Annotated in this window: 26 protein-coding genes; 14 read left to right on the top strand and 12 right to left on the bottom strand. The window is 36.1% G+C overall.

The window, feature by feature from the left end:
* Positions 1–49: 49 nt before the first annotated feature.
* From RUH60_RS03110 to RUH60_RS03080, 7 genes are all read left to right on the top strand, one after another.
* Positions 50–490, top strand: coding sequence for a transcriptional repressor (locus RUH60_RS03110; RefSeq protein ID WP_313805259.1), 441 nt, complete (start codon positions 50–52; stop codon positions 488–490).
* 53 nt (positions 491–543) lie between these two features.
* Entirely contained in the window at positions 544–1,815 is a 1,272-nt protein-coding gene (locus tag RUH60_RS03105) for an adenylosuccinate synthase (RefSeq protein WP_313805257.1), read from the top strand.
* Between the two features lie 115 nt (positions 1,816–1,930).
* Positions 1,931–3,580: an OstA-like protein gene (locus RUH60_RS03100; protein ID WP_313805254.1), complete on the top strand. Its 1,650-nt coding sequence runs from the start codon at positions 1,931–1,933 to the stop codon at positions 3,578–3,580.
* A gap of 57 nt (positions 3,581–3,637) precedes the next feature.
* A complete protein-coding gene (locus RUH60_RS03095) occupies positions 3,638–4,831 on the top strand; it encodes an aspartate aminotransferase family protein (protein WP_313805251.1) in 1,194 nt (397 codons plus the stop codon).
* A 115-nt stretch (positions 4,832–4,946) separates the two neighbouring features.
* On the top strand, positions 4,947–6,353 hold the full coding sequence (locus RUH60_RS03090) for a tetratricopeptide repeat protein (protein ID WP_313805249.1): 1,407 nt from the start codon (positions 4,947–4,949) through the stop codon (positions 6,351–6,353).
* A gap of 64 nt (positions 6,354–6,417) precedes the next feature.
* Positions 6,418–7,167 (top strand): shikimate dehydrogenase, encoded by a 750-nt coding sequence (gene aroE / locus RUH60_RS03085; RefSeq protein WP_313805246.1) that lies wholly within the window; start codon positions 6,418–6,420, stop codon positions 7,165–7,167.
* Positions 7,168–7,329: 162 nt separating this feature from the next.
* Positions 7,330–9,216: a DUF349 domain-containing protein gene (locus tag RUH60_RS03080; RefSeq protein ID WP_313805243.1), complete on the top strand. Its 1,887-nt coding sequence runs from the start codon at positions 7,330–7,332 to the stop codon at positions 9,214–9,216.
* Between the two features lie 336 nt (positions 9,217–9,552).
* Here RUH60_RS03080 and RUH60_RS03075 read toward each other — a convergent pair whose 3' ends face one another.
* From RUH60_RS03075 to ruvX, 7 genes are all read right to left on the bottom strand, one after another.
* Positions 9,553–10,680 (bottom strand): hypothetical protein, encoded by a 1,128-nt coding sequence (locus RUH60_RS03075; RefSeq protein ID WP_313805240.1) that lies wholly within the window; start codon positions 10,678–10,680, stop codon positions 9,553–9,555.
* Between the two features lie 12 nt (positions 10,681–10,692).
* A complete protein-coding gene (locus RUH60_RS03070) occupies positions 10,693–11,010 on the bottom strand; it encodes an antibiotic biosynthesis monooxygenase (protein ID WP_313805238.1) in 318 nt (105 codons plus the stop codon).
* A 34-nt stretch (positions 11,011–11,044) separates the two neighbouring features.
* Positions 11,045–11,818, bottom strand: coding sequence for a nucleoside triphosphate pyrophosphohydrolase (gene mazG / locus RUH60_RS03065; RefSeq protein ID WP_313805236.1), 774 nt, complete (start codon positions 11,816–11,818; stop codon positions 11,045–11,047).
* Between the two features lie 72 nt (positions 11,819–11,890).
* A complete protein-coding gene (locus RUH60_RS03060) occupies positions 11,891–12,313 on the bottom strand; it encodes a DUF5606 domain-containing protein (RefSeq protein WP_313805234.1) in 423 nt (140 codons plus the stop codon).
* A gap of 58 nt (positions 12,314–12,371) precedes the next feature.
* Entirely contained in the window at positions 12,372–12,959 is a 588-nt protein-coding gene (gene def, locus RUH60_RS03055; RefSeq protein WP_313805232.1) for a peptide deformylase, read from the bottom strand.
* 52 nt (positions 12,960–13,011) lie between these two features.
* Positions 13,012–14,514, bottom strand: coding sequence for a malate:quinone oxidoreductase (locus RUH60_RS03050; RefSeq protein ID WP_313805229.1), 1,503 nt, complete (start codon positions 14,512–14,514; stop codon positions 13,012–13,014).
* Between the two features lie 107 nt (positions 14,515–14,621).
* Positions 14,622–15,038, bottom strand: coding sequence for a Holliday junction resolvase RuvX (ruvX, locus tag RUH60_RS03045; RefSeq protein ID WP_313805389.1), 417 nt, complete (start codon positions 15,036–15,038; stop codon positions 14,622–14,624).
* A gap of 131 nt (positions 15,039–15,169) precedes the next feature.
* Here ruvX and RUH60_RS03040 point away from each other — a divergent pair, with 131 nt between their 5' ends.
* Positions 15,170–15,985, top strand: a complete 816-nt coding sequence (locus RUH60_RS03040; RefSeq protein ID WP_313805226.1) for a 2,3,4,5-tetrahydropyridine-2,6-dicarboxylate N-succinyltransferase — start codon at positions 15,170–15,172, stop codon at positions 15,983–15,985.
* Between the two features lie 60 nt (positions 15,986–16,045).
* Here the strand turns inward: RUH60_RS03040 and RUH60_RS03035 are convergent, their stop codons facing one another.
* Positions 16,046–16,804, bottom strand: a complete 759-nt coding sequence (locus RUH60_RS03035; RefSeq protein WP_313805223.1) for a lipopolysaccharide kinase InaA family protein — start codon at positions 16,802–16,804, stop codon at positions 16,046–16,048.
* A gap of 64 nt (positions 16,805–16,868) precedes the next feature.
* On the opposite strand from RUH60_RS03035, the gene RUH60_RS03030 reads away from it, so the two are divergent.
* Positions 16,869–17,930 carry a glycosyltransferase family 9 protein gene (locus RUH60_RS03030; protein ID WP_313805220.1) on the top strand — a complete coding sequence of 354 codons (1,062 nt, stop codon included), beginning with the start codon at positions 16,869–16,871 and terminating at the stop codon, positions 17,928–17,930.
* A gap of 26 nt (positions 17,931–17,956) precedes the next feature.
* On the opposite strand, the gene RUH60_RS03025 is transcribed toward RUH60_RS03030, so the two are convergent.
* Positions 17,957–18,775, bottom strand: coding sequence for a glycosyltransferase family 2 protein (locus RUH60_RS03025; protein WP_313805217.1), 819 nt, complete (start codon positions 18,773–18,775; stop codon positions 17,957–17,959).
* 54 nt (positions 18,776–18,829) lie between these two features.
* Here RUH60_RS03025 and RUH60_RS03020 point away from each other — a divergent pair, with 54 nt between their 5' ends.
* The gene (locus tag RUH60_RS03020) at positions 18,830–19,567 is read left to right on the top strand and encodes a glycosyltransferase family 2 protein (RefSeq protein WP_313805214.1); all 738 of its coding nucleotides are present in this window, start codon (positions 18,830–18,832) and stop codon (positions 19,565–19,567) included.
* Here the strand turns inward: RUH60_RS03020 and RUH60_RS03015 are convergent.
* A complete protein-coding gene (locus RUH60_RS03015; protein WP_313805211.1) occupies positions 19,559–20,266 on the bottom strand; it encodes a polysaccharide deacetylase family protein in 708 nt (235 codons plus the stop codon). The two genes, RUH60_RS03020 and RUH60_RS03015, sit on opposite strands and share 9 nt — an antisense overlap.
* A gap of 78 nt (positions 20,267–20,344) precedes the next feature.
* Here RUH60_RS03015 and RUH60_RS03010 point away from each other — a divergent pair, with 78 nt between their 5' ends.
* Genes RUH60_RS03010 through RUH60_RS03000 form a run of 3 tightly spaced genes read left to right on the top strand, consistent with a single transcriptional unit; the run spans position 20,345 to position 22,891 of the window.
* Positions 20,345–21,097, top strand: coding sequence for a glycosyltransferase family 2 protein (locus RUH60_RS03010; RefSeq protein WP_313805208.1), 753 nt, complete (start codon positions 20,345–20,347; stop codon positions 21,095–21,097).
* Positions 21,098–21,155: 58 nt separating this feature from the next.
* Positions 21,156–21,953: a glycosyltransferase family 2 protein gene (locus tag RUH60_RS03005; protein WP_313805205.1), complete on the top strand. Its 798-nt coding sequence runs from the start codon at positions 21,156–21,158 to the stop codon at positions 21,951–21,953.
* Positions 21,950–22,891 carry a glycosyltransferase family 2 protein gene (locus RUH60_RS03000; RefSeq protein ID WP_313805202.1) on the top strand — a complete coding sequence of 314 codons (942 nt, stop codon included), beginning with the start codon at positions 21,950–21,952 and terminating at the stop codon, positions 22,889–22,891. Before RUH60_RS03005 ends, RUH60_RS03000 begins: the two co-directional genes overlap by 4 nt.
* On the opposite strand, the gene RUH60_RS02995 is transcribed toward RUH60_RS03000, so the two are convergent.
* The gene (locus tag RUH60_RS02995) at positions 22,884–23,816 is read right to left on the bottom strand and encodes a hypothetical protein (protein ID WP_313805199.1); all 933 of its coding nucleotides are present in this window, start codon (positions 23,814–23,816) and stop codon (positions 22,884–22,886) included. The two genes, RUH60_RS03000 and RUH60_RS02995, sit on opposite strands and share 8 nt — an antisense overlap.
* The gene (locus RUH60_RS02990) at positions 23,813–24,886 is read right to left on the bottom strand and encodes a glycosyltransferase (protein ID WP_313805196.1); all 1,074 of its coding nucleotides are present in this window, start codon (positions 24,884–24,886) and stop codon (positions 23,813–23,815) included. The genes RUH60_RS02995 and RUH60_RS02990 overlap by 4 nt, the downstream gene beginning before the upstream one ends.
* A gap of 166 nt (positions 24,887–25,052) precedes the next feature.
* On the opposite strand from RUH60_RS02990, the gene RUH60_RS02985 reads away from it, so the two are divergent.
* Positions 25,053–25,613, top strand: a complete 561-nt coding sequence (locus tag RUH60_RS02985) for an L-threonylcarbamoyladenylate synthase (RefSeq protein ID WP_313805193.1) — start codon at positions 25,053–25,055, stop codon at positions 25,611–25,613.
* Positions 25,614–25,626 lie beyond the last annotated feature (13 nt).

Below are 25,626 nucleotides of genomic sequence, written 5' to 3'. Positions count from 1 at the left end.
TCACCTCAAAAAAAATAACCTTATCTTTGCCAGTCTTTCGTAGAAAAATATGGAAAATAATAACAATCAAGAAGTTGTAAAAAACGTCTTCACCAAATATCTTGAAGAAAAAGGACACCGAAAAACTCCGGAGCGCTATGCTATTCTTCAGGAAATTTACGATAGTGAAGAACATTTTGATATCGAATCGTTGTACATCAAAATGAAAAACAAAAACTATCGTGTAAGTCGTGCAACGCTTTACAATACTATTGAATTATTGCTGGAATGTGGCTTGGTGCGTCGTCATCAGTTCGGACAAAATCAGGCGCATTATGAAAAATCGTATTTCGACAAACAGCACGACCACATCATCATGACTGATACAGGTGAAGTGATCGAGTTTTGCGACCCGCGTATTCAAACCATCAAACAAACTATTGAAGAGATTTTCGGAATTGAAATTCACAATCATTCGCTGTATTTCTACGGAACTAAAAAACAAGAATAAACAAAAGCCGATTTTGGCTCAACAATAACAACAACTAAAACAACAACAACACAATGACAGTAGATTTACTGCTAGGCCTACAATGGGGCGATGAAGGAAAAGGAAAAATTGTAGACGTTTTAACTTCAAAATACGACATTATTGCTCGTTTTCAAGGCGGACCCAACGCCGGACACACTTTGGAATTTGACGGAATCAAACACGTTTTAAGAACGATTCCATCTGGTATTTTCCACAAAAACTCAATCAACATCATTGGAAACGGCGTTGTAATTGACCCGGTAGTTTTCCAGAAAGAATTGGAAGGTTTAGAAAAATTCAACATGGATTTAAAATCTAAACTACTGATTTCTAGAAAAGCACACTTAATTTTACCAACGCACCGTTTACTAGATGCGGCTTCTGAAGCAGCAAAAGGTAAAGCTAAAATTGGTTCTACATTAAAAGGAATAGGTCCAACCTATATGGACAAGACCGGTAGAAATGGATTGCGCGTTGGGGATATCGAATTAGCTGATTTTAAAGAAAGGTACCGAAACTTAGCTGACAAACACGAAGCAATGATTGCGTTCTACGATGTAGACATGCAGTACAACCTGAAAGAAATGGAAGACGAGTTTTTTGCTTCCATCGAAGTATTAAAAACATTACAATTCATTGATAGTGAAGAATATTTGAACCAAGCTTTGAAAGCCGGAAAATCAATTTTGGCGGAAGGTGCACAAGGTTCCTTATTGGATATTGACTTCGGAACGTATCCATTTGTAACCTCTTCAAATACAACAGCTGCCGGAGCTTGTACCGGTTTAGGAATTGCTCCGAACCGCGTTAAAGAAGTATTCGGAATTTTCAAAGCGTACACAACTCGCGTTGGAAGCGGTCCATTCCCTACTGAATTGTTTGACGAAGTGGGACAAACTATCGCCAAAGTTGGAAACGAATTTGGTTCGGTAACCGGTCGTGCCCGTCGTTGCGGATGGTTGGATTTGGTAGCTTTAAAATATGCTGTGGAAGTAAACGGTGTAACCGAATTGTACATGATGAAAGGTGACGTTCTTTCAGGGTTTGATACTTTAAAAGTTTGTACTGGTTACAAATACAACGGCGAAGTAATCAACCACTTACCTTACAACATTGAGGAAGAAAACGTAACTCCGGTTTATGTGGAGAAAAAAGGCTGGAAAGCTGATTTAACCGGAATGACCAAGTACGAAGATTTACCTTCCGAATTAAAAGAATACGTAGAATTCATCGAAAGTGAAGTTGGCGTACCGATTCGAGTAATCTCAGTTGGACCGGACAGAACACAAACGATTGTAAAATAATTTTTAAACGCTTTCTTCGGAAGGCGTTTTTTTTGATTACTAGTGAATTATAAATAATTCTTAACAAAAATCATCATTCACGGATTTTACTTAAATTTGGGCAAAATTTGAACCTTTGAGAAATCATATTCTATTTATATTCTGTGCTCTTTTCATCAGTTTGCCAGCTTTGGCACAGGAAAAGAAAATCATTAAAATTTTACATTCGGATTTCATCGATATGAATCAGACTGAAATTCCGGGCGCAATTTTATTTACCGGAAATGTTCAAGTAGAGCACGATGGTGTTTTAATCAGCTGTAACAAAGCGTATCATTTTAAGGATGAAAATTATGTAAAAGCATTCGGAAATGTACGTCTGAACCAAGGTGATACCATTACAATGTCCAGTAAATACGCTGAGTACAACGGAAATCAAAAATTCGCCTTTGCAACTGGTGATGTTGTTTTACGTTCTCCGGAATCTACTTTAACGACCGATACCATCAACTTTGACCGCGGCATTCAACAAGCGTACTACAATACTTACGGAACGATTATCAACAAAGAAAATACGCTTCGAAGCAAATCCGGACGCTATTTTGTAAACGAGAAAAAATATCAGTTTAAAACAGCCGTAACGGTTACCAGTCCGGAATCTACCATTAAAACCAATCACTTGGATTATTATGAAGATTCAGGTCATGCTTATGTTTTCGGACCATCTACCATCAACAACAAAGGCAATGTAATTTATACTGAAAATGGTTTTTACGATACGAAGAACCAAACCTCCAATTTGTCTAAAAATTCAACGATTGATTACCAAAACCGGAAAATAAAGGGTGACAAAATTTATTACGACGGCAAACGGAATTTCTCATCCGCCACTAACAACGTAAAAATCACCGATACCATTAACAGAATGGTTGTTACCGGACATTACGCCGAGATGCACCGCGCCAAAGATTCGATGTTCATCACCAAAAAAGCGTTAATTGCAAGTTTCGTGGAAAATGATTCGGTGTACATTCATGCGGAAAAATTATTGGTAACCGGAAAGACCGGAGAACGGGTTGTACGCGGTTTCAAAAACGCCAGAATTTTCAAATCGGATATGAGCGGAAAATGTGATTCCATCCATTCCGATCAAACTAAAGGCTTAACGCAACTTATCGGAAGACCAGTTTTATGGAGTCAGAAAAGTCAATTATCGGGCGACATAATGCACTTAATCGGCAATAACCAAACTGAAAAATTGGATTCCTTAAAAGTGATGAACAACGCGTTTATCATTCAAAAAGACACTATCGGAAACGGATACAATCAGGTAAAAGGTGTGAATTTGTATGGAAAATTCCGTGACAATAAATTATATGAAGTCGATTTGGTCAAAAACACCGAAATGATTTACTACATGTACGACGACAAAAATGAATTGGTTGGCATTGACAAAGGTGTGGCAAGTTCGATTCATTTGGAGTTGGAAGACAATCAAATTCAAACGGTTACTAAATTTACTGATCCGGAAGGACAAATTTACCCTGAAACTGAATTTCCTGAAAATGCGAGAAAACTGCGCGGTTTCATTTGGCGTGGTGACGAAGAAATAAAACGACTGGAAGATATTTTTTCTCAAGAAGAATTAGCGCTCGATGAAAAAGCACAACTCGAAAGTAAAAAAGACGCTATTGAAGCTGAAAAGCCAATGGAAATAAAAAAGGAAACTTTGGAATACGGGAAACCTGTGCAAAAAGTAACTACTCCTAAAAAGAAGAAGAAATAATTTTTAGTCGCAGCTTTCAGCTAATCGTCTTATCAAACATCTATATTACCCCAATTAATGCTAAAAGATTTCTATAAATATCAGGCACAAACCTCCCCTTACCCTTTAGGAATGGAAGTGTCACACGCCAAAGGTTCTTACATCTACGACACCAACGGAAAGGCTTATCTGGACTTTGTGGCCGGTGTTTCCGCTTGTACGCTTGGGCATCAACATCCGCGTGTGCGTGAAGCGATTGTTAATCAGCTTGATAAATATGCGCACGTAATGGTTTATGGCGAATATGCGCAAGATCCTGCTGTAGAATTGTGTAAACTTTTAGCCGAAAACACTCGTGCTCCGCTCGATAAAGTCTATTTGGTAAACTCCGGAACGGAAGCTACCGAAGGCGCTTTAAAATTAGCCCGACGTGTAACAGGAAGAAGTCAACTGATTTCGTGTTTCAACGCCTATCACGGAAACACTATGGGTTCGATGAGTGTCATGGGTTTTGAAGAAAGAAAACAGATTTTCCGTCCGTTAATTCCTGATGTTGATTTTATCACCTTCAACAACGAAGAAGATTTACTGAAGATTACCGAAAAAACAGCCGGAATTATTTTAGAAACCATCCAAGGTGGCGCTGGTTTTATTCAACCACATAACGAGTTTTTGAAAAAAGTTCGTAAACGTTGTGATGAAGTAGGTGCTCTGATGATTTTAGACGAAATTCAGCCCGGTTTTGGAAGAACAGGAAAATTATTCGGATTTCAGAATTATGATATTGTACCCGATGTTGTAGTTATGGGTAAAGGCATGGGCGGCGGAATGCCGGTTGGTGCTTTTATGGCCAAATCGGAATACATGGATTTATTAAGTCACGACCCGAAATTAGGACACATAACCACATTTGGCGGCCATCCTGTAATTGCCGCAGCTTGTCTGGCAACTTTAAAAGAATTACTGGAAACCGATTTAATGGCTCAAGCTTTAGAAAAAGAGCAGTTAATCCGTAAGTTATTGGTTCATCCGTTAATCAAAGAAATTCGAGGCGAAGGCTTAATGCTCGCTCCCATGACAGAAAGTCCTGAAATTACTAATAAAATCATCTTCAAATGTCAGGAAAAAGGACTGATATTATTCTGGTTACTCTTCGAAGGCTGTGCTATCCGCATCACACCACCATTAACCCTTTCTATGGAAGAAATCGAAGAAGGTTGTGGCATCATTCTTGAAGCTATGAATGAAGTGATGGCCGAGTTAAAAAGCTAACAATCAAAACAATGTAAAAATTGTTAATTAAATTGTTTACAACCTAAACCCGTTCATCATAAAAAGGCTGCAAAGTCTTAGTAATTTTAATAAGGATAATTTAAACAAAAGGAGTATGTATTTGAGTAACGAGGAAGAGGAAAACAGTTTATCCTTATCAAAGTTTGAATCGATGTTGAAAACCAACAAGGTATTCTTCTTTGACTCCGAAGAGTTTGAAGACATCATTCTTCACTATCTTGACACGGGGCGTATAAACTTAGCCAAAAAGGCACTTAAATTAGGTCTTGAACAACATCCCAAATCTACAGGTTTAAAGTTGGTTCAGGTAGAACTTTTGATTTTCGAAGACAAACTTGACATTGCCGAAAAATTATGCAACGAATTGTTTGCCATCGAACCCACCAATGAAGAAATATACATCCAGAAAGCGAATATCCACTCCAAGCGCGATGAGCACGAAAAAGCAATCGAGCTGTTAAAAGAAGCACTAAAATACACCGATGATTATGCCGATGTGTACAATTTAATCGGGATGGAATATCTTTTCATGGACGAATTAGAGTCTGCAAAAGAGAATTTCATCAAATGTTTAGAGGAAGATTTTGAAGATCAATCCGCACTTTATAATGTGGTGTATTGTTTCGACTTTTTAGATCAAAACAACGAAGCGATTCTGTTTTTAAATAGTTTTATTGACCGAAATCCGTACAGTGAAATTGCCTGGCATCAGTTGGGAAGACAACATTATACGGTAAAAGATTACGATCAAGCTGTTCGTGCTTTTGATTATGCTACTTTAATTGATGAAAACTTCTTAGGCGCTTATCTTGAAAAAGCCAAATCGCTTGAAAAATTAAAAAAATATCAGGAAGCCATTGACTGCTACAACATTACCATGCAGTTAGATGATCCGACTTCGTTTGCTTTATTACGCGTTGGAAAATGTCATGAACGATTAGGCAACAAAGAGTTAGCGCTTCAGTTTTATCAAAAAACCGTACACGAAGATCCGTTGTTGGACAAAGCATGGATAGCGATTACCGATTTTTACATCCGTCAGAAAGATTTCCAAAAAGCACTGTATTACACCAATAAAGCGCTCGGAATTGACACTGAAAACCGTTTGTACTGGAAACGTTATGCTGCAATCAACCGAGCTTTAAATTTCTATGAAGAAGCCGAATACGGCTACCGAAAAGCCATCGAATACGGTGATTTAGAACTAGACACTTGGTTGTTTTGGGCCGATATTCTTCAGTTTTTAGGCGAATCTGATAGTGCCGTACAGACATTATTACAAGCGGCAGAATATTTTCCGGAAGAATTTGAAGTTGAATACCGATTAGCCGGATTGTACTTCATGCTGCAAGATGACATCAAAGGTAAATTCCATTTAGCTAACGGATTACGATTAAATTCCGAAAACAGCACTTTGTTGGAAGAACTTTTCCCGGTAGTCTGGAATCGAAAAACCGTTCAGACATTTATTCAGAAACATAAAAAAACAGACCAACAATAACACAAATACCACAATTTACAAGTACCTTTATGGTCAGCCATCAAAAATGGCTGACCATTTTTTTATGAAAAAGTTGAAAAAAAAACGTTTCGGATTAATCGGCAAAAATATTGACTATTCCTTTTCACGAAAATACTTTACCGACAAGTTCGAAAAATCAGGCATCACGCACTTTTCATATCAAAATTTCGATCTTACTTCCATCGATGAAATAAAATCTGTTCTGAAAGACACAAAAAATCTTAAAGGTTTGAATGTCACAATTCCATATAAGGAAAGTGTTATTCCCTACTTAACCAAACTTTCCAAAAGCGCTAAAATTATTGGTGCGGTAAACACTATCAAAATTTCAAAAGAAGACAACCTAAAAGGCTACAATACTGATTTTTATGGTTTTAAAAAGTCTCTTAAACCACTTTTAGAAGAGCAACATAAAAAAGCTTTGATTTTAGGAACCGGAGGCGCCAGTAAAGCCATTGCCTTTGCCTTGAGAAAACTGAAAATTGAATTCGATTTTGTTTCGAGAACGCCTTCCGAATATGAATTTGGCTACGACGAACTGAATCAGGAGGTTTTCAACGAATATCAAATCATCATCAACACCACGCCAATTGGCACTTTTCCAAACGTAAATGATGCTCCCGAACTTGATTATTCGCTTTTCACAAAAAATCATATCGCCTACGATTTGGTATACAATCCGGAAGAAACTCAATTTTTGAAAAATGCAAAAGCGAATGGAGCAATCATCAAAAACGGCTATGACATGTTAGTTTTTCAGGCAGAAAAAGCATGGGAAATTTGGAATACTTAAAATAAACCTTGGCCAAAATCGTTTTAGACTGATTAGAAAAAGTAGCAAAAACAACACGCATTTAATCCGAAAAAACCGTTTATTTAACTGAATTTTCTTTGATTTTACGGGCTGCTTCACTATCTTTCCACTCATTTTTTGTTAAACTTAAGCATTTATACAATGTCAGAAGAAAAGAACGATAACCTGCACGAAGCAGATGGACAACACGAAACAATTCAGGACGAAACGGTTCAGAACGAAAATCAGTCAGCGTTAGAAGCGATTGAAAATTCGAATGCAGAGGAAAACGAAGACGATTCCATTGGTGAATCTCACAACATTCCGATGAAGAATTACGAAGCGATGTCGATGGACGCGCTTTGTGACGAATTGAGTCATTTGGTCGAGAATGAGAAAGCCATGGCAATCCGCAATCACGTGGAAGAAATCCGTAAAGATTTCATGGCCAAATACCATCATTTCATTGATGAAAAACGTGACGAATACAGCCATGAAAACAATGGCGACACAACTGGCTTTGACTATCATTTCCCATTAAAAAGCAAATTTGATTCAGTTTACAACAAATACAAAGAATCGAAAAATCAATATCATAAAAAGTTACAAGACAACTTAAAAAGCAATCTAAATAATCGTTTGGCAATCATCGAAGAATTGAAAAACTTAGTTGACAATTCCGACGAAACTATCGCTGACGCTTTAAAACATATCAACGATATCCGCGACCGTTGGAAAAAAGCCGGACCGATTCCGCGTGATAAATACAATCACGTTTGGAACAACTTCCATTTCCACATTGAGCGTTTTTACGATCATCTGCATTTAGACCGCGAAGCCCGAGATTTGGATTTCAAGCACAATCTAGAACAGAAGCAAAAAATCATCACTCGTGTGGAAGAATTGCTTCAGGAAGAAGATATTACGAAATCGTTCCGCGAATTACAATCGTTGCATAAAATCTGGAAAGAAGAAATCGGACCGGTTTCTAAAGAACATCGCGAAGATTTATGGAATCGTTTTAGTGAACTTACACATCAATTGCACAGTAAGCGTGAAGCACTTTATTCAAAGTTAAGAGAAGCTGAAACTGATAATCTTGCCAAGAAAAAAGACATCATCAGCAGAATTGATGCTGTTACCAAAGAAGAAGTAACGGCTCACAGCCAATGGCAAGGTCAGATTGACAAAATTGAAGCCTTACGTAACGAATTTTTCCAGGCAGGAAAAGTTCCGATTGAAGTTAATGAAGAAGTTTGGTCGGAATTCAAAGAAGCGGTACGTCAGTTTAATGCGCAGAAAAATGCTTTTTACAAAGACATCAAAAAAGACCAAAACGATAATCTGACTAAGAAAAATGCTTTGGTAGAAAGAGCTAAGTCACTTATGAATAATGACGACTTTGCCGCTACCACACCAATTATGAAGCAAATTCAGGAAGATTGGAAAAAAATCGGTCATGTGCCGAGAAAATATTCCGATTCGATTTGGGGGGAATTCAAAGGTGCTTGCAACCATTATTTCGACAGAATGCACGCCAAAAGAAACGAATCGTCTGCGGAAGAAAATGAAGCCTTCGACAAGAAAAAAGACTATTTGGATTCTTTGAAAGATTTTCAGCTTATCGGCGAACACAAAACCGATTTAGACGCGATTAAAAAACATATCGAAACCTGGAAATCCTTCGGAAAAGTGCCGCATAACAAACGTCATATCGAAGGAAAATTCAATAAAATTCTGGATGCGTTGTTCGACAAACTGAGCCTTTCTAAAAAAGATGCGGAAATGGCAAAATTCAGTAATCGTTTGGAGCAGTTAGCCGATGGCGATCAGCGTCAGTTGCAGAACGAGCAATTGTTCATTATGCGCAAGATTGATGAAGTACAGAATGAAATCTTCCAATTGGAAAACAATGTACAATTCATTTCCAACGCAAAAGCGGACAACCCTTTAGTGAAGGAAGTAAATAAAAGTATCGAACGCCACAAAGAAGAGTTAAAAACCTGGAAAGAAAAACTGAAACAAATCAGAAGTTTGAAACAGGAGTAATAAAAAAGTCGCAATTTAAATTGCGGCTTTTTTATTATAATACTTAATTATCACCTTCCTCAATAGCCAATAAAGAAATCCGGTAACAATTATCATAAGATTTCCAATTATCCAAAAAATTAAAAAAATACTCATTTGCGGCATTCCGCAATTTACCCTATAACTCTCATTATCTAACAATTCGTTAATAAAATATTTGGGAAAGAAAAAACAGTTACCTACAAAAAGCAAAAGAATAGCTACACTTTTCAAATATGAAAAATGCTTTTTTTCAGATATTATAAACATGATAATCTGAAAAAAGGAACAAGCTATTAAAAAATCAACGATTCTCAATTATTTATAATTAGATGTTACCGGAATTTTCTTGGACTCAATACTCGGTTCGGAAATTATCCTTTTTTCGTATCGCGGTGTGATTTGTTTATCGGTATACATTTCGGTTTTGAACTTCTTATGCTCCATAATAGCCGAAATTTTCACGTTCACGTCAATCGGTTGTACATAGTTGTCGTTATTCAACAGTATAACATAATTGCCTTGTAATAAACCGGTTTCTGTAAAACGTTTGTAAGCAGCAATTCCTTTTCCAGAATCGTAGGATTTGAATGGCTTTTCGGCTAAAAACAGCTTTTTATTGGTTTCATCTAAAAACGTATAAGCTACATCTTCCCCGTTTGACGGCAACGTTAAATTGGTAATGGCTCCGGCAGCAATTCCGCCCAATGGTGTTGTAAAATAAGACGCGACGCCCTGAACCGCACCAACAATCATCTTCCGGTTCTGGTTCCAATATTCGTTACTTTCTTTTCCTACGCCAACCCAATACGCCCAAGCGATGACTTTTTTGGTTTCATCTTCATTGATTTGATTTTTAGGCAGTGAAAAAGCCATTTCAGAAGTGCTGGAACTGAAGGTGGTTTTGGCATTTACCCGCTGATTTTTATCCAAAACCAATTCTTCATATTTCTTATCGTAATAAGCTACTTTTCGGGTTTTCTGAACCAAAAGCGTATCGTAACCCACAACAACATCTTTGGCAACCGAAGTCCAAATCGTATCTTGCTTCGTAACCCAAGTAACCGCTGTATTGAAGTTTTGCAATGCTTTGCTTTTTGGAATGCGGTTGATTGCTACTGAAACCACCAATTCTTTGTCAGATTGATTTTTCAGTTGAAATTGAAGAACTGACGAATGCTGTAACTTCAAACGTTCTTTCTTTACTTTTTTTACATCTACAGCTCTAAACTTTACTATTTCAGGATATTCAGAAACGCTAACTTCAGATAAAAGTTTACCGTTTTCTTCCACAAACGAAAACTGAACTTCATCGCCTGAAGCAAAGCCAAACAACCATTCTTGCGTAGTATTCGGTTTCAATTTTAAGGTTTGTTCTGTAATCTTAACCGTTTTTTGAGCATAAGAAGTTACCGAAATCAGTAACAATAAAAGAATTTTTCTCATCTTTTAATCAATTCATTTTGTAAAATCATAATCGCGCTCCACCTTGGCAATGCGCACTTTGAAAGCTTGATACCAATCGCTTCTTCCTGTTTCTCTGGCAATAGTATGCTCAGCATTCATTTTCCAGTTTTTGATAGCTTCCAAATCAGACCAATACGAAACTGTAATACCGATTTCATTTCGTGCCGATTCCACGCCTAAAAAACCTGGCTGTTCAGCCGCCAATTCCATCATCCGATTGGCAGTATCCCCGTAATTATCTTCGATTTCTGTTCTAACCGATGTAAAAATCACGGCGTAATAGGGTGTTTCTTGTGTTTTTGCTATCATATTTCTAACTGTTTACTGTGGCCGAGACTGAAAACTAAAGTTTCTTCGCTTCTTCCCAAAACACATCCATTTCAGCAAGTGTCATATCCGACAGCGGTTTACCGATTTCATTCGCCTTGCTTTCCAGATACATAAATCGCTTCATAAACTTTTTATTGGTGCGTTCTAAAGCATCCTCCGGATTCACATTCAAAAACCGTGCATAATTTATCATCGAAAACAAAACATCGCCAAATTCGGCTTCTATTTTGTCCTGATTGCCTGTTGAAACTTCATGTTGCAATTCGGAAAGTTCTTCCTGTACTTTTTCCCAAACCTGATGCGGCTCTTCCCAATCGAAACCAACGCCTTTCACCTTGTCCTGAATTCGGCTGGCTTTCACCATGGCTGGCAAACTCTTCGGAACGCCTTCCAAAACGGATTTCTTGCCTTCTTTCAACTTCAGTTTTTCCCAGTTTTGTTTGACCTGTTCTTCGTTTTCCACTACAACATCACCATAAATGTGCGGATGACGGTCTATCAGTTTGTCGCAAATTGAATTCGCTACATCAGCTATGTCAAAAGCCTTTTTCTCACTTCCTATTTTGGAATAGAAAACGATATGCAGCAACACATCGCCCAACTCTTTCTTGATTTCGTCTAAATCGTTATCCAGAATCGCATCGCCTAATTCGTAAACTTCTTCGATGGTTAAATGGCGTAAACTTTCCAAAGTTTGCTTTTTATCCCAAGGACATTTTTCGCGCAAATCGTCCATAATATCTAGCAATCTGCTGAAAGCGTCTAATTGTTGCTGGCGTGTGTTCATAGCGTCAAAATTTGTGTAAAAATAAGAAATCCCGCCCGAAGGCAGGATTTTATTTCGTTCTTTTAAAAAGAATTATTCTTCCGTTTTTTCAACTTCAGTTTCAGCCGGAGCGTCTTTAGAAACGATTCCTTTTGCCTGAAGCATGTTGTACCAGTTCAATACTTTTTTGATATCCGAAGCATATACTCTGTCCTGATCGTAATCCGGTAATACTTCTGAAAAATAAGATTCTAATTTAGCATTGTCTTCTTTATGTGAAATCGCTGGTCCATTGTTTTCCTTTTCAGCAATTTTTCTGAATACTTCAGACAAACGTACTTCTCCACTGTTGGTATAAATTGAGATTTCAGATAACAAACTCACGTTACTTCTCATTCCTACAGTAATCTTTTTTCCATCGATTAAGGACTCAGCTACGAAACCTGTTCTGGTTTGTAATTTCAAATCGTATAATCCCGGTTTACCTGAAATGGCTAATATTCTTTCTATGCTCATTGTGTATTATTTTAAAAGGGTAGCAAATATATCTAAATCTTTATAGCAAAAAACAAAATTAACGTCCTTTTTTGGCTGCAAATTTCATTTTATAATCCGGTCGGGCTTTCCCTTCCATTATGTTTTGCAGTTTCTTGGAAATTAAACGTTTTTTAAGCGAAGATATTCTGTCGGTAAACAAAATTCCTTCAATGTGGTCGTACTCGTGTTGTATTACTCTGGCAATCAGTCCGTCGTAAACCTCTGTATGTTTATTGAAATCTTCGTCGTAATATTCAATGGTGATCTGCTCATGACGGAAAACATCCTCACGCACATCCGGAATACTCAAACAGCCTTCGTTGAAACCCCACTCCTCGCCTTCTTCTTTTAAAATTTTAGCGTTGATGAAGGTTTTTTTGAACGTTCTTAATTGTTCTTCTTCCTCTTTGGTCAAATCATCGCTGTCGCTGAAAGGCTCGCAATCCACAATAAAAATGCGGATAGCCAAACCAACCTGTGGTGCTGCCAAACCAACGCCATGTGCATTATACATGGTTTCATACATGTTGGCAATCGTTTCTTTTAAGTTCGGATAGTCTTTTGAAACTTCTTCCCCTACTTTACGAAGTACCGGATCGCCGTATCCTATAATTGGTAAAATCATTTTCTACTACTTAATTATGCCGCAAAAGTAACCAAAAATAGTTTATTGTACTTTATTCAACAGGACGTAATTTCAAAACAGTTCCTGTTTTGTAGCGGATTTCGTCAGCCAATTGCGGATTGTCATTTAGCGACTGTCCGTATGATGGAATCATTTCTTTTAATTTTGCCTGCCATTCCGGGCTCGTCAATTCGTATTTGAAACAACGGTTTATCAAATCCAGCATAATGGAAACTGCTGTGGATGCTCCTGGTGAAGCACCTAAAAGAACTGCTAGCGAACCGTCTTCACAGTTCACAACTTCGGTTCCGAATTCCAAAACCCCTTTTCCGTTTTTATCTTTTTTGATAACCTGAACACGCTGACCGGCATTTTCTAAAGTCCAGTCTTCTGGTTTTGCATCTGGCAAATATTCTCTCAAGGCTTTCATTCGATCATCTGACGATTGGAAAACCTGCTCAATTAAGTATTTCGTTAAAGGAATATTGTTGATTCCGGCAGAAAGCATAGGCTTAATATTGTCCATTTGAATGGATTTTGCCAAGTCTAAATAAGAACCGTTTTTCAAAAATTTAGTCGAAAAACCAGCGTAAGGCCCGAACAACAAGGCTTTTTTACCATCAATCATTCGGGTATCAATATGCGGAACTGACATCGGTGGTGCTCCAACCGCTGCTTTTCCATAAACTTTCACTTGATGTTTAGCGATTAATGCTTCATTGGTACATTTCAACCACTGACCGCTCACCGGGAAACCACCGTAACCTTCTCCTTCCGGAATGTTTGCTTTCTCCAACAACAATAATGAACCTCCACCAGCTCCAATGAAAACGAATTTGGTTCTAACACGTTTTTTTCCACCAGTTGCCAAATCTTTCACTTTTACACGCCAAGCTCCGTCATCATATCGTCGTAATTTGGTCACTTCATGATTGAAATGCAACGAAACGCCATCTAAGGTCTCCAAATATTTGAAAATACTGCGGGTTAAAGCACCAAAGTTAACATCGGTTCCGTATTTCATAGAAGTTGCGGCTAATTTCTTAGCTCCTTTTCTGCCTTCCATAATTAAGGGTGCCCATTCTTTAATCTGCTCAGCGTCTTCAGTGTATTCCATGTCTTTAAACAAATGGAATTGCTGTAATGCGTCGTATCTCTTTTTAAGGTATTTGGTATTCTTTTCTCCCCAAACAAAACTCATGTGCGGAACATGTTTGATAAAACTTTCTGGATTTTCAAGCAATCCTTTTTCTACCAAATACGACCAAAACTGACGGGAAACTTCAAAGGCTTCTACAATTTTTTCCGCTTTAGAAGTATCAATCGAACCATCTGGCTTTTCAGGGGTATAGTTCAATTCACAAAACGCGGCATGTCCTGTTCCAGCATTGTTCCAGGCATCAGAACTTTCGGCAGCTGCAACGTCTAGGCGTTCAAAGATTTCGATTTTAAACTTGGGATTTAATTCTTTCAGAAGCAAGCCTAAAGTAGCGCTCATAATACCGGCACCAATCAAAACTACATCAGCATCTGATTTTTGTGTTGTTGTTGTCATTGCAATGAATTTGAATGCACAAATTTACGGCTTACATTGCAAAAATTATCTTAATTTTCAAGGGTTTAGCAGTGCTTAATTCATTTTTAAGAATTCTTAAAGGAATTTTAGAAGATTTTTTTAGATAAATAATCCTGAAGCATAATTGTTGCCGAAATCTCATCAATTAGCGCTTTATTTTGACGTTGTTTCTTTTTCATACCGCTATCAATCATCGTTTGAAAAGCCATTTTAGAAGTGAAACGTTCATCGACACGTTCCAATGTCATTTCAGGAAAAGTTTGCTTGAATTTATCCACAAAAGCTTCAATAATCGGAGTGCTTTCTGAAGGCTGTCCATTCATTTGTTTGGGCTCACCAATCAATACTTTTCCTACTTTTTCTTTATTGAAATAATCGGTTAGAAAAGACAAAACGGTTTCAGATGGAATAGTAGTTAAACCAGACGCAATAATCTGCATTTCATCAGTTACGGCGATTCCGGTTCTTTTGAGTCCGTAATCAATTGCTAGAATTCTCGGCATTTCTTTTTTTGACAAATTTAAGCTATTTGTTTCTCTCCGGATCCACTTCCTTCAATTTCGTAAAATGAAAAATCAAATATTTTGGCACATCATAGCTACAATACATATATTTGCATCATAAATAATACAACATGGAAGCATTACAGACAATCATAGAGCAGGCTTGGGAAAACCGCGCCTTGTTACAGGAAGAAAACACAACAAAAGCTATTAGAGAAGTTATTGAACTTTTGGATTCAGGAAAATTACGTGTTGCTGAACCCGTTGAAAATGGCTGGCAAGTAAACGAATGGGTAAAGAAAGCCGTAGTAATGTATTTCCCTATTCAGAAAATGGAAACCTTAGAGGCGGGAATTTTTGAATACCACGATAAAATGCCATTAAAACGTAATTATGCTGAAAAAGGAATTCGTGTGGTTCCAAATGCCGTAGCGCGTCACGGAGCTTATATTTCAAGTGGAGTAATTTTGATGCCGAGTTATGTAAACATTGGCGCTTATGTTGATGAAGGAACTATGGTTGACACTTGGGCAACCGTTGGAAGTTGTGCTCAAATTGGTAAAAACGTTCACTTAAGTGGCGGTGTTGGAATCGGTGGCGTTTTAGAACCTTTGCAAGCCGCTCCTGTTATCATTGAGGATGGTGCATTTATTGGCTCGCGTTGCATTGTGGTAGAAGGTGTTCGCGTTGAAACTGAAGCGGTTTTAGGGGCTAACGTTTGTTTGACCGCATCCACAAAAATTATTGATGTAACCGGTGATACACCTATTGAAATGAAAGGTGTGGTTCCGGCGCGTTCTGTAGTAATTCCGGGAAGTTATACTAAGAAATTTGCAGCGGGAGAGTATCAGGTGCCTTGTGCTTTAATCATTGGAAAACGCAAACCTTCAACAGATTTAAAAACGTCTTTAAACAATGCACTACGTGAATATGATGTAGCAGTATAGTTTAGTCACAAGTTTTACAGATAAAAAAACTCCAAATTTCTCAATTTGGAGTTTTTCTTTTTATTTACGTTTCAGTTTGCGTTTCAACCACTTCTTTTTAGTGATATTTCGTTTGAAACCTTTCGTTTTCTCTAAAAGGATTTTATGGAGTTTTGCTTCTGAATCGCCACTTAGTTCCGCATATTTTTTGGCAATTACTTTTACCATGGTTTTGGAAAGCCACATCTTCTTAAAGTTGTCCATTCTTGCTTCAATGGAAAGATTTTCAAACTTCATGCGGTTCAAATCAATCAGATAGAAATCATATTGTCCCTCACCTTTTTTGATTATTAATGTGTTACCTGGTGAATGATCTAAGAAATTCACATTCGCTTCATGCATTTTGAAGGTAAACTCCGTGAATTGCTCTAAAATGATATTGCGCTCCGGAAACAACGGATTGTGAATTAACTCCCGAATGGTAAAATCATAATCAATTTGCTGGCTTACATAATAACTATCTCCCAATAACCCTGAACCACTGCGCTCTTCCATATAAGCAATCGGAAATGGCGTTGGAATATTATGTTCCAAAAGATAATTTGCGTAATCGAACGAACGCTTGGCTTTAGTACTTCTGAAAAAAGAATAAATAATTGATTTTACTATTCCGGGTTTCTTAAAATACTTAATATTAACTTTCTCATTCTCGAAAACATTCGATTTGATGGTATTACGAGAACCTTTTACAATCAGATTTCCTTCATTAAAAAAAGAAGCAACCAACTGAAGCAGAGCCTTTTCCTTTCCTTTATATTTCGAATGAGTGATAATTCGCACCGTACTGTAGAATATTTTGGTTTAAAAGTATAAAAAATAGTACTTTGCACCAAGAATTAGTTGTATGAAGAAGATTTTAATCATCCAGAACAAACGAATTGGCGATGTTTTAATCAGTTCGGTAATTGCCAACAATTTTAAGGCAAAATATCCGGACAGTGAAGTACATTTCCTCGCTTACGATTTTACACACGGGGTAATTATAAACAATTCGAATATTGATAAAATCATCTCGATCAACGACAAAGAACTGAAAAAAATTCCGGTACTTTTAAAACTAATCCGTCAAATCAGAAAAGAGAAATATGATGTGATTTTCGATCCGTATTCCAAAACGCAAAGCCGTTTAATCTGTAAATTTTCGGGAGCAAAACAAACCGTCGGACACAAAAGCCGCAAGAAATTCGGAAACTGGGGTTATTACACCAATCCGGTGGAAATCTCCAAAGAGAAAACCAAAATCTGTGGAAAAGCAATCGAAGACCGAATCCATCTTTTAAACCAAACTGGCAATTTCGAACCTATTGATTATGAACCAAGAATCTTCTTATCCGAAGCTGAAAAAAAAGAAGATTGGTTGGGAAAGTATGCCAATAAAAAAGTAATCGTACTGGGTGTTTTAGGAAGTACACCACAAAAATCCATGCCTTACGAATATGTGGCCGAAATGTGTGATTTCATTGCTAATCATTATGATGTAAACATCTTATTCAATTATGCACCACATCAGAAGGAAGAAGCTATGAAAATTTACGAAATGTGCCAAAAGAAGGAAAACATCATTTTGGATATTTACGCACCAAGTATTCGCGATTTTATCAAATTAATGCACCAGTGTGATGCTTTGGTTTCTAATGAAGGCGGAACGGTTCATATTGCAAAAGCCTTGAACAAGCCTACATTTACTATTTTTTCGCCTTACGTGAACAAAGACCACTGGGCAAGTTTTGAAGACGGAAAGTTTCATCATTCTGTACATTTATTGGAAATGAAGCCAAATTTGTTTGACAGTTTTACGTTTGAAGAACGCAAAAAAATAGAAGCCAATCCGGATGAGCTTTACAAACAGCTAACCCCTGAACTGATTCTTCCCGAACTTGACAAATTTTTAAAAAACAACTTATAAAAAAAGCAACTCATATGAGTTGCTTTTTATTTTTTTACAATACCAAAATCCGTCCATTTTCTCTTTTGCTCTTTGGTTTCTTTACGAATATTCAGATTCTTATTGATAGACTCCGGAGTTGCATATCCTCGCGGATGATCCAAATGCAAACATGTTGTACTATAACGGATTTGCTTGGGTACAATACCGTAATTTACTAAACGTTCCCCTAACTCCCGATCCTGACCGCCGTATTGCATGCGCTCGTCAAAACCATTGATGCCAATTATATCTTTCTTCCACCCAGATGCATTATGACCGTTCCAACTTGGCGTGGTCGGTGTAAACAAGTTTAAAAACCAGCTTTTTAGACCAATCGCATCAACCTTATGATTTTTGAAGGAAGCTTTCATCCCATTCGTTTTCAACCACTTCACATCGAAACACTTATCGGAATAAATATCTTCTTTAGTAATACTCTTGGACAAATCCATTGGCAACTTATGATAACCTCCCGAAAGAAAATAGCCCTCTTCACGGAATTTAATATGCTGTTCCACAAAATCCGGACGCGGAATACAATCGCCATCAGACATCATAATGTAATCTGTCGTACATGCTAAAATTGCCTTGTTCAGAATTTGGGACTTTTGGAAACCATTGTCTTCATGCCAAACGTGAATAATCGGATAGAAAACTTCTTTTTTTAACTCGTCAATTAAATCAAAAGTTTCTTGACGAGAACCATCATCGGCTATTACCATTTCGAAGTTGCGGTAGGTTTGCGTATTATAACCCCAAATTACTTTTTTAAGCCATTCAGGAGAATTATACGTACTGATAACAACAGAAATATTCTTTTGCATAATGCTGCAAAGGTAACCTAATTTTGTTAAATTTGTTTTTACTAAATTGAAATAATGAGTACGCTTTCCGTAATTATCCCCACATATAACGAAATAGATTATATTGAAGATGCTATTAAATCGGTAGCTTTTGCTGATGAAATCATTGTAATTGACTCTTTCAGCAATGACGGTACTTATGAGAAAGTCAAAAGCCTAAATTGTACTGTTTTACAACGAAAATTCGACAATTTTTCGAGTCAAAAGAACCATGCTATCTCGTCAGCAAAAGGAAACTGGATTTTATTTCTCGATGCTGATGAACGCGTCACCCAAAAGTTACAATTCGAAATTTTATCGGTAATCCGAAATCCGAAGCATGCTGGATATAAAATCCGTTTTCCACATTTTTACATGAATCGCTTTTTATATCATAAAGTAGATCGTGTAACTCGTTTGGTCAAAAACAATAACATTCATTTTTCTGGAGATGTCCATGAAAAACTAAACGTTAACGGATCAATCGGACAATTAAAAAATTTCATGATTCATTACACCTACAAAGGTTTGTTTCATTTGCTGCAGAAAAAAGATTCTTACGCTTGGTTTCAGGCCAATACATCAGTAAAAAAAGGAAAAAAAGCTACTTATTTACATTTGTTTTTCAAACCATTATATCGTTTCTTTTCCTCTTATATTTTGAAACGAGGCTTTATGGATGGAGTTCCCGGATTAGCTTTGGCTAGTGTAAATGCTTATGGGGTTTTTTCTCGTTATGCTAAAATGATTCTGATACAGAAAGGCTTAAAATAATTTCAATTTCCCAAAGCGAAGTTTAATTCTGAAACGCAAAAGATTATCTTCACCTTTGATATCAATCCGTTTGATTTCATATGGATTTTTAAATGGAAAAACATTTATACCATTACCAATTCGTAATCCCATCTTAATTCCATTTTGTATCAGCAACTTCTGAAACTGACTTTTTAGTGGTTCTTTTTTGGGATAATTCCCATAAGGATATGCTAGCGAATAATGCACATTTAAACCATTTCCTTCTATTACTTCAAAACATTTCTGAAAATCATTAACAATTTCAGCTTCAGACAAATCAGAATATTTTGGATGCGAATACGAATGGAGTCCTAACTCAATATTTTCAGGTAAATTTCTTAATTGGTCATAGGTCATTATTGGCTCTTTTCCCTGATTCCATTCGTCAGTTTTTCCAACGTAAGCAAAAGGAATGAAAAAAGTAGCCTTCAAATTATATTTCTGCAATAATTCTACTGCCATTTGCTGATTAACGGTTACATCATCAAACGTAATCACAATACTCTTTTGGGGAATTTTGTTCAAACCCTCCAACTCTCCCAAATGAAAAGTTGTGAAATTGTTCTCTGAAAGATATTGAAAATGACGCTCCAAAAGCTCTTTGGAAATTGTCAAACCATGACTATTGGTTTTCGCTTCAGATACGTTATGATACATTAAAATTGGTAATCTAGCCATTTCCTTATTTTATAGTAGTAAATGTCCGTAAATTTATTATTTTTGTCGGTATAGCATACCAATAGAAGCCAAAATAATTTGAAACCAAAGATTACCGCTTTAGCCATTACTTTAAATGAAGAAGAAAACGTAACCCGCTTTGTGGAAAGTTTGTCTTTTGCGGATGAAATTATTTTTGTTGATTCATTCAGCTCAGACAAAACCATTGAAATTGCTGAAAGTCTTGGTGTTAAAGTTTTACAACGCACTTTTGATAATTTTTCAAATCAAAGAAATTACGCTATTTCTCAAGCCAAAAATGAGTGGATTGTGTTTTTTGATTTAGATGAAATTGTCACTCCAAAACTTGAAGAAGAACTGCTTTCTGTAATAAATTCTGGAACGGATTATGTAGCTTTTTTTGTAAAAAGAAATTTTTATTTTTTAGGGAAACTTATAAAATACGGTGGTTGGCAATCAGATAAAGCCATTAGAGTTTTCAACAAAAACTATTGTAAGTACAACGGATTGGTTCACGAAACAGTTTCAGCAAACGGAAAAGTAGGCTACTTAAAAGAACGTGTTAACCATTACAGTTACAGAAGTTTTGACAACTATAACAACAAGTTGAATTTATATAGTAAACTGCAGGCTGAAACACTTTATTTAAAAAATAAAAGACCAAACGCTTATCATTTTTTCATTCGTCCTAAATATCGTTTTTTGTGGCAATATTTGTATCGATTAGGTTTTTTGGACGGAAAAGAAGGATTCATCTTAGCGTATGTACATGCATTTTCGGTATTCAAACGTTATTTGCAATTATGGATGATGTACCGAAAAATTGATTAAACCTTCATTATTGTTTCGCTCATAATTTTCAGTTAATTTTGACGATAATTCCCTGATTATGAAAAACCTTCCTACTTGTTCCTTAGTTACTCCTACGTACAATTGGCCTCAGGCATTAGAACTTTTACTTTTGAGTATTTTAAAGCAATCTGTTTTACCTAATGAAGTGATTATAGCCGATGATGGTTCCAGAGAAGAAACAAGGCAGCTGATTGAAAAATTCCAGAAGAATTTTCCGGTTCCGCTAATTCATATTTGGCATGAAGATAACGGCAATCAGAAGCCTAAAATAATGAATAAGGCAATTGCAAAAGCAAAATACGACTATATCGTTGAAATTGATGGTGATATCATCATGCATAAAGACTTCGTAAAAGATCATTTAACCTATGCGCAAAAAGGTTTTTACCTGTTTGGTTCACGCGTAAATATTCAAGCTAATATTTTAGATAAAATTTTCAAAAATAAAATCATCCATTTTAACTATTTTTCAGAGGGAATAAAAAAAAGAGGGAGAACATTATACTTCCCTTTTCTGATGAATTTTTCTAAAACCCACCATGAGCGTTCTGAAAAATTAAGAGGATGCAATATGTCTTTTTGGAGAGAAGATTTCATCAAAGTAAATGGATTTAACGAAAATTTGGTCGGTTGGGGAATTGATGATTCAGAAATGATTCAGCGTTTGCACAATATCGGTATTCATGGCAAACGATTAAAATTTGCAGGTTTGGCATACCATATTTACCATAAAGAACAGTCGAAAAGCCATATTGAAATCAATAATTTGATTGAGAAAGAAACTACCGAAAAAAAAATCACCACTATTGACAAAGGCATAAACCAATATCTATGACGGAATTAAAGAAATATGAAGTTGCAGCAATTCTGATTAATTATAATTCGGCTGAATTTACAATTGGCTGTATTCAAAAAATCATTGAAAAAACTAAAACTGAACTTTCTTATCAAATTGTGGTTGTTGATAATGCATCCGAAAGTGAAGACTACAGTAAACTATATGAATTCTGTAAAACGCTTAACAATCCAAATTTAACATTAGTAAGAAGCAAAATAAATACCGGTTTCGGCGGTGGAAATATGCACGGTGTACAGTATGCAAATGCAGATTATTTGGCTTTTATCAACAATGATTCCATATTACTTAATGATAGTATCTCTATTCTTTTAAACGCGATGAAAAACAATCCCGAATTTGGAATTTGCGGACCATTGTGTTTTAAAGAAGATATGACGTTACTTCCAACTATCGATCATTTTGCTTCTCCGGCAAAAGAATTTTTAGGAAGAAATTTTCTTGAAAAAAGCAATCCTGTTAAATATCCAAATCGAAAAAAACATTACGAGAAACCTCAACAAGCACAATTTGTTTCTGGCAGCTTTATGATGGTACGTACAGCAGATTTCAACGAAGTTGGCGGTTTTGACACCAATATTTTTCTTTATTTTGAAGAGACAGACTTGTGCAAGCGTTTACTTGCAATAGGTAAAAAAGCTTTTCTCATTCCTGAGGCACAATTCATTCATTATCATGGAGTAAGCACTCCGAGTTCAATTTTAATTAAAACCGAACTCAAAATCTCTTTCCTGTATATCATCCGAAAACACTATGGGGTAATTTGGCATTTTATTTTACTGCATTATCTTCAGATTCAATATTTCTTTAAAAGCATTTTCAAACCTAAATATTGGCCACTATTCAAAGTATTACTCAAAGGTGCCTCATTAAGCGATTCCCTGAAAACGAAACAGAAAATAAAAACGCTTATTTAGGACAAATTTCATCCATTTTTTGGACTAGCTTTTCAAAATGCTCCTGGAAATAAAAATCAAAACCTAAAGTGTTACCAATTGGAAACACCACAGGAATATCAGGATTTGCCTCTAACAATCGTGGATGCTTCAAACCTTCGGCAATAGCATAAGCAAACGTTTGATTGGCAATTACAAATCGTGACGATTTAATGATTCTGGCCATCTCAAGAAAATCCTTTACATCATAAAATTCGCTGTTCGGTACATTTTTACTAAAATCTTCATACTCATCTTTTGTTCCTAAAAACAATACTTCCTTGTAAGAATTTAAAAAACTGTAATCAACAAATGGATTTCGGGATCTGAAGGTACGTACAACAACAATTTTATTTTTGATAGTATCGTGTGGAGTGACATTTAAATACCAATCAGACATGTTTGCATGAACTCCTGTTAAATGAAAATACCATCTTTCAGAATGAAAACTGTGTGAAATAGGCAATTTTCTGAACAAATCCAGGTTTACATGAATTGCTTCGTCATTATAGACTGCAACCTTATTCAAATATGATTGTGATTCCAACAAAGGCAAAAGCATCTGCGCCGAACGATTGGACAGCATTATATTTCCGGAAGGATGTTTATAATAATTCCCACCTTCCGATTGATTCGTATGCAGGTACAAATTACATTTTTTATTTTTCGAAAGTTCTTTAATCACAGGAAGGGCATATAAAATATCCCCCAAATGACCAGAATGTTTAAAGTTCAACTCTTCTTCATTTTCAACAGCTTTCCAGATTTTATTGTATTCATTTTTGAGGCTTACATTAAATCTATCCAAATATTTCTGCTCTTTAAGCGATACTTTATAGTCATGATATTGCTTCTTGTCAAACATTCTGAACCAAAATTTTCGCAACTCTATCGTAAGTTTTTTCATTTGTCTTTGTATTTAAAAATAGTATCAAGTTTTTTATAACTCGTTTCTATGTCAAAAAATGCATTAAAAAAAGATTTTGCCTCACCTGCTTGCTCCTGATAAAACTGATTATCTTCCAATAATTTACTTACATAAGATGCAAAAACCGATACATCATCCGCAATTAGGCAACCATTATTTGTCTTATTGGGCAAACCATCAACTCCTTTTTCAGTACATACAACCGGAAGACCAAACGATAACGATTCAACAACTTTTATCTTCAAACCAGTACCGGAAAGCATCGGACAAACCGTGATTCTGGATTCACTGTAAATTTTGGTCAAATCTTCAGCATAAGTAACCTTAGTAATATTATCGAAATCAGGAATATGATTATTTATGCTTCCTACCACTGTAATACTATAATCTTTTTCCAATAGTGGATAAACATTACTGAAAAACCAATCTGCTGATTTTTTATTGTGGATGTTATCACTGGCAACATACAAAATATCAGTCGATTTTTCTTGCACATTCAAACTTGAATTATTTGGCAAACTATGCGGAATCAAATCAATTTCTTTTGACAAAAACTGAGAAAACAAATATTTCTCATCATTTGAAATTACCCAAACCCGGTCAAATTTATTCAACATTCTGATTTCTTCCTCGAAGTATTTCCCCAATCTAAATCTTTTAGAGTTTTTAAATTGTGAAGTAAGAAAATCATGAGTATCGATAATATATTTTGTTTTACTTTTCTTCGGTAAACAATCCAGCAGAGGTGCCCAGCAGGCGTAGGAAATAATTATATAATCATACTCATTCGATTCGCAAATCTTTCTAAAAGCCTCTTTCTGCTTATATTTGGTTCGGTCAAAATCTCTTACACCGCCCAAGAATTTTCTTGGGATTGAATGCAATAACAAATATTTAAACCTGTTTTTTTTTATACTCAACCTGTCGAGCAAAAATCCGTTCTGGATTAATCCCTTTTCTTTCATGATATGTACTGCATCATCATTCATTGTCTCTGAACGCTCAGCAACAAAATCAAGAGAAATTCTACGCTCTTTAAAATAATTCAAAACCGCTAAAGCTCTGGCATTATTACCTTGATTCAAAATTAAAGGATTATCCGGAAAAAAATAAAGGACACGCATGGCTTAAATTTTATTACCAAAACAAGTAACAACAATTGTTATTGAATTTAATGTAATTTTGTTTTTTTACAAATGTATAATAATTTTCATCATGAATACCGAAGTTCATAACGCCTACGAAGTCATCAAAAATGGCGGCATCATTCTTTATCCTACCGATACGGTTTGGGGAATTGGCTGTGATGCCACCAATCCTGAAGCCGTAAAAAAAATCTATGCTTTAAAACAACGCGAAGAAAGCAAAAGCATGATTGTGTTGATGAACTCCGACCGCATGATGTACACCGTTTTCAAAGACATTCCTGAAGTTGCTTGGCAGATTTTGGATTTATCCGAAAAGCCAACCACATTAATTCTCGACAACCCTAGAAATGTAGCTGAAAACGTAATTGCAGATGACAAAACTTTAGGCGTACGTTTGGTAAATGAACCCTTCTGTTTCAAGTTGATGGAGCGAATGAAAAAGCCATTAGTTTCCACTTCAGCAAATATATCTGGAGAGCCAACACCAAAATCCTTTAAAGAAATCAGTCCCGAAATTTTAAAAGGTGTAGACTATGTGGTAAATTTGCACCACGATAAAATTTGCGACAAACCTTCGACGATCATCAAATTAACGTCTGACAGTCAGGTAAAAATTATCCGCAAATAGATTAAACTTCCAA

The sequence above is a fragment of the Flavobacterium sp. genome (genome assembly GCF_032153895.1).
Lineage (GTDB): Bacteria > Bacteroidota > Bacteroidia > Flavobacteriales > Flavobacteriaceae > Flavobacterium.
This window is presented reverse-complemented; position numbering and strand designations above follow the sequence as displayed.

What these genes read in the sequence shown, in the direction of transcription:
- RUH60_RS03110 (WP_313805259.1), top strand. Translation starts at nt 50, where the DNA reads ATGGAAAATAATAACAATCAAGAAGTTGTAAAAAACGTCTTCACCAAA.
- RUH60_RS03105 (WP_313805257.1), top strand. Translation starts at nt 544, where the DNA reads ATGACAGTAGATTTACTGCTAGGCCTACAATGGGGCGATGAAGGAAAA.
- RUH60_RS03095 (WP_313805251.1), top strand. Translation starts at nt 3,638, where the DNA reads ATGCTAAAAGATTTCTATAAATATCAGGCACAAACCTCCCCTTACCCT.
- RUH60_RS03090 (WP_313805249.1), top strand. Translation starts at nt 4,947, where the DNA reads ATGTATTTGAGTAACGAGGAAGAGGAAAACAGTTTATCCTTATCAAAG.
- aroE (WP_313805246.1), top strand. Translation starts at nt 6,418, where the DNA reads ATGAAAAAGTTGAAAAAAAAACGTTTCGGATTAATCGGCAAAAATATT.
- RUH60_RS03080 (WP_313805243.1), top strand. Translation starts at nt 7,330, where the DNA reads ATGTCAGAAGAAAAGAACGATAACCTGCACGAAGCAGATGGACAACAC.
- RUH60_RS03075 (WP_313805240.1), bottom strand. Translation starts at nt 10,680, where the DNA reads ATGAGAAAAATTCTTTTATTGTTACTGATTTCGGTAACTTCTTATGCT.
- RUH60_RS03070 (WP_313805238.1), bottom strand. Translation starts at nt 11,010, where the DNA reads ATGATAGCAAAAACACAAGAAACACCCTATTACGCCGTGATTTTTACA.
- mazG (WP_313805236.1), bottom strand. Translation starts at nt 11,818, where the DNA reads ATGAACACACGCCAGCAACAATTAGACGCTTTCAGCAGATTGCTAGAT.
- RUH60_RS03060 (WP_313805234.1), bottom strand. Translation starts at nt 12,313, where the DNA reads ATGAGCATAGAAAGAATATTAGCCATTTCAGGTAAACCGGGATTATAC.
- def (WP_313805232.1), bottom strand. Translation starts at nt 12,959, where the DNA reads ATGATTTTACCAATTATAGGATACGGCGATCCGGTACTTCGTAAAGTA.
- RUH60_RS03050 (WP_313805229.1), bottom strand. Translation starts at nt 14,514, where the DNA reads ATGACAACAACAACACAAAAATCAGATGCTGATGTAGTTTTGATTGGT.
- ruvX (WP_313805389.1), bottom strand. Translation starts at nt 15,038, where the DNA reads ATGCCGAGAATTCTAGCAATTGATTACGGACTCAAAAGAACCGGAATC.
- RUH60_RS03040 (WP_313805226.1), top strand. Translation starts at nt 15,170, where the DNA reads ATGGAAGCATTACAGACAATCATAGAGCAGGCTTGGGAAAACCGCGCC.
- RUH60_RS03030 (WP_313805220.1), top strand. Translation starts at nt 16,869, where the DNA reads ATGAAGAAGATTTTAATCATCCAGAACAAACGAATTGGCGATGTTTTA.
- RUH60_RS03025 (WP_313805217.1), bottom strand. Translation starts at nt 18,775, where the DNA reads ATGCAAAAGAATATTTCTGTTGTTATCAGTACGTATAATTCTCCTGAA.
- RUH60_RS03020 (WP_313805214.1), top strand. Translation starts at nt 18,830, where the DNA reads ATGAGTACGCTTTCCGTAATTATCCCCACATATAACGAAATAGATTAT.
- RUH60_RS03015 (WP_313805211.1), bottom strand. Translation starts at nt 20,266, where the DNA reads ATGGCTAGATTACCAATTTTAATGTATCATAACGTATCTGAAGCGAAA.
- RUH60_RS03005 (WP_313805205.1), top strand. Translation starts at nt 21,156, where the DNA reads ATGAAAAACCTTCCTACTTGTTCCTTAGTTACTCCTACGTACAATTGG.
- RUH60_RS03000 (WP_313805202.1), top strand. Translation starts at nt 21,950, where the DNA reads ATGACGGAATTAAAGAAATATGAAGTTGCAGCAATTCTGATTAATTAT.
- RUH60_RS02995 (WP_313805199.1), bottom strand. Translation starts at nt 23,816, where the DNA reads ATGAAAAAACTTACGATAGAGTTGCGAAAATTTTGGTTCAGAATGTTT.
- RUH60_RS02985 (WP_313805193.1), top strand. Translation starts at nt 25,053, where the DNA reads ATGAATACCGAAGTTCATAACGCCTACGAAGTCATCAAAAATGGCGGC.